This is a genomic window from Alteromonas sp. LOR, from assembly GCF_000753865.1.
GTDB lineage: Bacteria > Pseudomonadota > Gammaproteobacteria > Enterobacterales > Alteromonadaceae > Alteromonas.
The window spans coordinates 1-7,135 of record NZ_JQFW01000021.1 but is presented as its reverse complement, the minus strand read 5'-3'; the positions used below and the strand labels follow the sequence as shown (position 1 = coordinate 7,135).

Sequence of the window (7,135 nt, the reverse complement as noted above, 5' to 3'; positions counted from 1 at the left end):
TTATAAAATAAAATTACGTCAATCAGGATATAGGTTGGTGTATCAGGTACTTGATGACGTAGTAGTAGTTACAGTGCTTGCAGTGGGAAAACGCGAAAGAAATGAAGCGTACAAAAAAGCATTAAAGAGACTTGATGCTGAATAAGGGTTTAACTTCCAAATATGGGGCGCATACATGCAGGCGACAATGGCGAAGCCGCCTGTATGTTTGCGTCCCAGCGAGCGATAGCGAGTGCCATAATTTGTTTGTTATACGCCTTACTCAATAGTAAATACAACATAGACAGTCGCAGACGCTATCATTTCACCTATTTCAAATATCGCACCTGGTGGAGGTGGTGGTACACGATTTCTTGTTTGAACAGATGCATAATTTGATGATTGGCCATAAATTCCTTGAGTAGGTATCAAGTCATATGAGCTTTCGTCCCTCGTTTTGAACTCTGAAACAGAGTGAACGTCCTTAATTTTTTTTCCATTCAAATTCGCAAGTTGTTCTGCTTTTTCTCTGGCATCTTTTAAAGCTTCGAACAAAACTTCTTTTTTAACTTCCCTAGGATTAACAACTTTGACTTCAGCATTCAGCTTACCTGATATACCAGAGTCTACTAAAACTTGATTAAGTTGATGATATAAAGATATGTCTCTGAGTGTTATATCGATATTTCTTGAGACACTAGTGCCTTTGTCAATTCTTTCTCTGTCCTTGTACTCATAGTGTGGAGAAATTTGTAAAGGTGTGGTTTTGATATCCTCTCGCAAGATTCCAATCTCTCTTGCTGCAGTGATGAGGGTTTTAGACTTTTTGTCCACTTCCGACTTAGCGAGCGATGCGTCTGCATCATGGTGCTCGATGTATGAGCTAATGACTATGATCTCGGGTTTTACTTTCTTTTCTGCATACCCTTCGACATAAATGTGAGGGCTTGCAGGGATAACAGAACCCCATGAAGAAAAGCTTATTAGTAGCAATGGGAGTAATCTTTTAATCATACAAAATTCCTTTTAAAACTTTGATTTATCTAGAGGCGTATAACTTTAAGCTAAGGGGCGCTAGCGCGTGGGCTATAATGCGAAGCAGCCCGCGTGTTAGCGTCCCAACGACTGAAGGGAGTGAACTTGAGCGCTTTGTTATGTGCTACAACCCTGTTCATAAATATCCTGATATATAACTGTTTGGTCAATACAATTCTTGGTGTTTAAGAAATGTTTAAAGCATGATTTTGACAATGAGTTTTGATTTTTTACCGCTTCCGGTTTTTCCCATTTTGGGCATAGACTAGGATTATGAATTTTGGAAAACTCTTTGTAAACAACACCCAAAATACTGTGTTTCTGATGTGTGTATCCATTTTCGAGATTTAAGACGTAGGTTACTTTTTCGGTTGCAGCAGCAGAAGCAACTAAGACCAGCAATCCACTAATAATCCATAGCGTTTTTTTCATACTCCCTCCAGTGTTAGACGGCACATAACTTCTAAATAAGGGGCGCGGACCTGTGGGCTAAAATCCGAACGAAGTGAGCCAGCCCACATGTTTGCGTCCCAGCCCGCGCAGCGGGCGAACTTAATTTTTTTGTTATACACAATTTAATTCGAAGAACTGCTTTCTTGCTGCAAAAAGAGCAGGATTTTTTCTAGAGAGTAGAAAAATAACTGCAAAACTACATTTAAGCCAATGATGATAGCGCCCCAAATAAAGCCTGTATCGCTTGAATAGTATTCAAGACCAAGCTCTGAGTGGTTACGAATATTTGAATCTATTAGTGCCCAGTTGGCAAACATTGCGATAATTAAAAAAACAAACAGCCAAAAAGATGAAATAAGTTTGTATCGCTTTACAATTTTCTTGATATTTTCTTCTGACACGTAGGGTTCCCTCCTTGTGTATAGACACAATGACTCCCTGTGAAATGCTAGCCTCCGCATTTTCGTGGGTTAACTTTTCAGCCAGTGCCATAATTAGTTTGCTTAAGACTAAATCATTTGGAGGCTAGCATGAACAAACATAGCATGATTTTTATCGGATTGGATACGCATAAAGAGTTTCACGAAGTTGCCTATTGTGAAGAGCAGCGGGGGGCAAGTGCGGTGCACTATGGCCGCATTCCTTCTTCAAAAGTCAGCGTTAAAAAGCTCATTCGTCAGTTTGAATCGAAATACCCTGGGGCAACAATTCACGTGGTGTATGAAGCAGGCCCATGTGGATATTGGATTTATCGACTTATTACAAGTTTAGGGCATTGTTGCTATGTCGTTGCGCCCTCCCTTATTCCGAAAAAGCCTGGCGAACATATCAAGACCGATAGGCGCGATGCGTTGAAGTTGGTGAAGTTATTAAGATCTGAAGATCTCACGCCCATTTATGTGCCTGAACCAGAGGATGAGGCAGTAAGAGATTTATCCCGAGCTCGAGAGCTTGCTATGAAGGATTTAAAAGAAGCTAAATACCAACTCAAAGCGCTGCTGCTAAGAAACAATATTCGGTATGAAGGCTCTGCTAATTGGTCGAAGAAACATCTGCGGTGGCTGACCGAGTTGATATTACCTCACCCCGCGCAGCACATCGTGCTGCAAGAATACTTACAAACGATAGAAGAGCGCATACGACGATTGGAAAGGTTGGATAACGAACTCGCCCACCATGTACACCAGTGGCGCTATTATCCTGTCGTTAAAGCGATCCAAGCCATGCGTGGTGTAAGGCTGCTAGTAGCGGTTGGCGTTGTGGCCGAACTGGGTGATTTACACCGATTCGACCACCCTAGAAAGCTTATGGCTTATTTAGGCTTGGTACCCAGTGAACATTCCTCTGGTGGAAAACGCCATTTAGGCGCTATCACTAAGTCTGGTAACGGTAGAGCAAGGCGCTTATTGATTGAGGGAGCGCATAGCTATCGATATCCAGCGAACGTGTCGACCGATATTCAAATTCGGCAAGAAGGATTACCCAAAGACATCGTCGATATTGCGTGGAAAGCACAGCTTCGCCTGTGCAAACGCTACCAGCGAATGAGCAAGAAAGGTAAACATTACAACCTCATTATCACCGCAATAGCAAGAGAGATGGCAGCCTACATATGGGCTATTGCAAAAGAAGTGGTGCTTACGCCAGTTAATCCAAAATTGAGATTGAGCAGAGTACCTGCATGATAAAAGAGTTTGAGCTAACGCATTCGGGTCAGGCCGCGGAATGTGGCACAACCTACGAGGGTGTTATGACGGCAATAACTTAACGGTTATTGATCCACGAACATAGACTGATGAGAAGGTGACCACGGCGGAGTGAGTAAGGTAGGCGCTGTTCATTGAAAGATGAATAATCCACGAATACCAGCATGACAACCGACGACATTACTGCCTCATCCGGTGCGTTAGCTCATTTATTTAGAGCAAGAGAGCAGCTGATTATGGACCGAAAAAATGTCAGGGAGACTCTCGGTTTTTATTGACAAGGGGAGTCATACCAACTTCCAAATAAGGGGCGCAGGCACGGGGCTATAATCGCGCAGCGGCCCCGTGTATGCGTCCCAGTGCGCGCCAGCGCACGACTTAATTTGTTTGTTATGTGCAATTGCTTAAACATCAAATCGTTCCTTTGCCAAAGCCTGATCTATTTTTGAGAGAATTGGCTTTCCTCCGCCGTGCATAGAACTATTTGGGTAACTTTTAATCCAGAAACTGCTGTTTGCTTTTTCTAGATAAAGAGTATCCCAGCCACTCTCACTAACCGCGATTTTTATACACTTGGTACTGATGAAAGTTTCAAGTTCTAATTGCGAAGAGATGATATCCATTTCCAACTACCTTGCACATAACTTCTAAATATGGGGCACAAACACGTAGGCTAAACTGCGAAGCAGAGCCTGCGTGTTTGTGTCCCAGCCCGCCCCGGCGGGCGTCATAATTTTTTTGTTAGGTGCGTGCATGATTGAAAAAATGCTCCGCTTGCTTTGCCAAAACTGGCAACTGACCAAAATCAGTTACGATACTTGAACTTACCCGCCATTCCTCGGGATGTCCATGCAGGTCACTTAGCTGAAAAGAAAGACGAACCTCTCCTAACGATGAGCAAGTAGCAGAAATACTAAATTGGTTTTCCAAAGACTGCCATTCGATTGCTGATTTCCATGGTTTGGAAAATGAAGCGAGTTTATTTAACCAATTAGAAATGCCGGATTCATCAGTATAGGTGCACACTCGAACCGTAGCTGAAAGAACACCAGACAAATGAACCGTAACGTACTGTGACTCAGGCTTAGAGAATCTGAGTGAGTTGTTCGATATCGATGAATCTATAGAAAATTCCATTTATCTCCAGAGCACCTAACACCCGCATAAAGGGCACAAATACGGCGGCTATAATCGGAACGAAGTGACACAGCCGCCGTGTTTGTGTCCCAGTGAGCCTGCGAACGATTTAATGCGTTTGTTATATGCGATTGCATCTACGAGCCCGAATGGCTTGACCGAAGAACTGCGTTATCCATTATTTTTGTTAATTTAGCCAAGCCAATACTTTTATTGAAATACAACCGAAAGCAACCTTCCGAATAAGGACTCCGCTCCATCATACCTTTTGGGATTAAGCTTTGGTTTTCAACGAAATAATCATCAAGCTCGTCCAAATCGTTGTAACTCTCAGTTTGAATATAAAGTCCGAATGAGTCTTCGCCAACTTTATAACTAAATCCGATCATTCGATATCATATCCGTCTGATTGCATATAACTTTCCAATACCGGGCGCAGGCATGTGGGGCATAATGGCGAAGCCGCCCCGCGTGTATGCGTCCCAGCGAACGTAGTGAGCGAGTTGATTGAGTTGTTATACACGTACTGAGACAACCTTGCTCTAATCGTTATCTTCATCGGAGCTAAATATGCCCCGGAAAAGAGCGGTAAGTGCGCCAGACATTGTATCTTCTATGAAGTCGTTTTTATGGTCAGATTTTTTGCGATACCTAGTGTTTAATTCTTCCTTGTGTCTTGATTCGGCGCTGGAGCTGGCGCCATCAAGAAAATCCCTTGCAGCTTTGTCAGAAGTCGATGCGCATCCATTTAAAAATGTATATAACAGCAGAGCCGCTATTAGTTTAATCTTCATAATATCCTTTTCCTGAAAAGTGTATAACGCTAAGCTTTGGGGCGCAGGCACGGGGCTATAATCGCGAAGCGGCCCCGTGTTTGCGTCCCAGCGACCGAAGGGAGTCCCAACAGCGTTTTGTTAGGCGTACAAAAGAAAGTACGCAGCTTTGCTGCCACCACTAGCCAATTAGACCGCGTGTTTAAATTATTGAATTTAAGATAAAACAACCCTGTGCGAAAAGCCAGATGTTAACGGTAATGCTGGATAAAAGAGCGGGTTTAGACAACTCGTAGTGTTGAATGTTGGCGTTACGATGCTGATGAAAAGTGCGTTGCTAAAGTCGTTTAAAAAACCGAGAAAGCTAGCCGCGAAGACAACCTGCGAAACAACCTTAATGCTGGAATGTCACGGGTAAACCCATTTTTTTAAGCTGTAAGTAAATGACGCCTAACGCTAAGCTTTGGGGCGCTAGCACGTGGGCTAAAATCCGAACGAAGTGAGTCAGCCCACGTGTTAGCGTCCCAGCGACCGAAGGGAGTGCCAACAGCGTTTTGTTAGGCGTACAACTGAGAGTACGCAGCTTTGCTGCCACCACTAGCCGATTAAGCCGCGTGTTTAAATTGTTGAATTTAAGATAAAACAACCCAGTGCGAAAAGCCAGATGTTAACGTCAATGCTGGATAAAAGAACGAGTTTAGAAAGCTGATGATGCAGAATGTTGGCGTTGCGATGTTGATGAAAAGCACGTAGCTAAAGTCGTTGGAACTACCGAAAAAGTAAGCCGTGAATACAACCTAGCGAAACAACCTTGAAGTCGGAATGTCACGGTTAAACCCACTTTTTAATGCAGTAAGTAAATGACGCCTAACTTTTAAATAAGGGGCGCAGGCATGTGGGCTAAAATCCGAACGAAGTGAGCAGCCCACATGTTTGCGTCCCAGCCCGCGCAGCGGGCGTGCTTAATTTTTTTGTTATACGCCACTTTTTGACTCAATACACCTATTAAGATTGTTAATTAAGTTTTGAAGTTGCTGTACCTTTACGTAACTACCTAAAAAGCCTGTGCTACTAAAATAGAAAAAGCCAAGAATGTAAGCTTTAACTTTAAAACCTTTGTCTCCGTTATATTTTTTGAAACTTAGACGGACTGACATAAACCTATTAATCTTTATTTTTATGGTTGCTCGAGGCTTGCCTGGGCTTAGCTGGCTTAATTGGTTGACGATGATTTTCAATTCTTTAAGGCTACTAGGATTAAACCGTTCTGCTGAATACGAGCTTTCTCCAGCGCAAAAGATCCTATAGCAAAATGAGTTTGGTGATTCCTTCGGAATGCCAAATGTGAAAATAGCTGAATCGATGCTGATTCGGGAATGTACCTGCTCAAATTGCAAAAGCTAAAAACTCCATGGCGTATAACTTCTAAATAAGGGGCGCAAATATGTGGGCTATAATGCGAAGCAGCCCACATGTTTGCGTCCCAGTGAACGCAGTGAGTGACTTAATTTTTTTGTTATGTACGTGCCAATTACAACCGCACAAACTTTGGAACCTTACTTTTTAAAAGGCGAACAAGTTCGGGCTGCATGCGCTCGTAATTGTCTGGTATGTCTAAGCAAGACAATTTTTTACTTTTAAGTAAATCATTGTACTTTTTGGCGACCTTGTTTCTGTGAGACTTTTCCATAACTAAGATGGCGTCAGCCCATTCAATAAGGTCGCCTGAAAGCGGTGTTTCGGCATCTGCATTTGTGCCGCACCCGATTGCGTTGATTCCTTCATATTCAGAAAAGACTTCTTCACCGGTTGGGCTACGCAAACGATTTTCTGAACAAACAAATAGTAGGTTCATGTTTCCTTAAGTACATAGACACAATGACTCCCTGTGAAATGCTAGCCTCCGCATTTTCGTGGGTTAACTTTTCAGCCAGTGCCATAATTAGTTTGCTTAAGACTAAATCATTTGGAGGCTAGCATGAACAAACATAGCATGATTTTTATCGGATTGGATACGCATAAAGAGTTTCACGAAGTTGCCTATTGTGAAGA

9 protein-coding genes are annotated in these 7,135 nt (G+C 42.8%); 2 read left to right on the top strand and 7 right to left on the bottom strand.

Annotated features, from left to right (window positions below; all coding sequences use genetic code 11):
• The coding region (locus JV36_RS0109230; RefSeq protein ID WP_032094845.1) for a type II toxin-antitoxin system RelE/ParE family toxin at nucleotides 1-145 on the top strand (145 nt) is incomplete at its 5' end.
• Nucleotides 146-258: 113 nt separating this feature from the next.
• Here the strand turns inward: JV36_RS0109230 and JV36_RS0109225 are convergent.
• From JV36_RS0109225 to JV36_RS0109215, 3 genes are all read right to left on the bottom strand, one after another.
• Nucleotides 259-993, bottom strand: coding sequence for an SIMPL domain-containing protein (locus JV36_RS0109225; protein ID WP_032094844.1), 735 nt, complete (start codon nucleotides 991-993; stop codon nucleotides 259-261).
• Between the two features lie 138 nt (nucleotides 994-1,131).
• Nucleotides 1,132-1,446, bottom strand: coding sequence for a hypothetical protein (locus JV36_RS0109220; RefSeq protein WP_032094843.1), 315 nt, complete (start codon nucleotides 1,444-1,446; stop codon nucleotides 1,132-1,134).
• A 143-nt stretch (nucleotides 1,447-1,589) separates the two neighbouring features.
• Complete coding sequence (locus JV36_RS0109215) at nucleotides 1,590-1,868, bottom strand: hypothetical protein (RefSeq protein WP_032094842.1); 279 nt, start codon at nucleotides 1,866-1,868, stop codon at nucleotides 1,590-1,592.
• A 129-nt stretch (nucleotides 1,869-1,997) separates the two neighbouring features.
• Here JV36_RS0109215 and JV36_RS0109210 point away from each other — a divergent pair, with 129 nt between their 5' ends.
• The gene (locus JV36_RS0109210; RefSeq protein ID WP_032094841.1) at nucleotides 1,998-3,152 is read left to right on the top strand and encodes an IS110 family transposase; all 1,155 of its coding nucleotides are present in this window, start codon (nucleotides 1,998-2,000) and stop codon (nucleotides 3,150-3,152) included.
• Nucleotides 3,153-3,577: 425 nt separating this feature from the next.
• Here JV36_RS0109210 and JV36_RS0109205 read toward each other — a convergent pair whose 3' ends face one another.
• The 4 genes from JV36_RS0109205 to JV36_RS0109180 all read right to left on the bottom strand — a co-directional run bounded on the left by JV36_RS0109205 (nucleotide 3,578) and on the right by JV36_RS0109180 (nucleotide 6,938).
• Entirely contained in the window at nucleotides 3,578-3,796 is a 219-nt protein-coding gene (locus tag JV36_RS0109205) for an Imm27 family immunity protein (protein WP_032094840.1), read from the bottom strand.
• 118 nt (nucleotides 3,797-3,914) lie between these two features.
• Entirely contained in the window at nucleotides 3,915-4,310 is a 396-nt protein-coding gene (locus JV36_RS0109200; RefSeq protein WP_032094839.1) for a DUF6228 family protein, read from the bottom strand.
• Nucleotides 4,311-4,852: 542 nt separating this feature from the next.
• A complete protein-coding gene (locus tag JV36_RS0109190; RefSeq protein ID WP_032094837.1) occupies nucleotides 4,853-5,104 on the bottom strand; it encodes a hypothetical protein in 252 nt (83 codons plus the stop codon).
• Nucleotides 5,105-6,614: 1,510 nt separating this feature from the next.
• Nucleotides 6,615-6,938, bottom strand: a complete 324-nt coding sequence (locus JV36_RS0109180) for a low molecular weight protein tyrosine phosphatase family protein (protein WP_032094835.1) — start codon at nucleotides 6,936-6,938, stop codon at nucleotides 6,615-6,617.
• Nucleotides 6,939-7,135 lie beyond the last annotated feature (197 nt).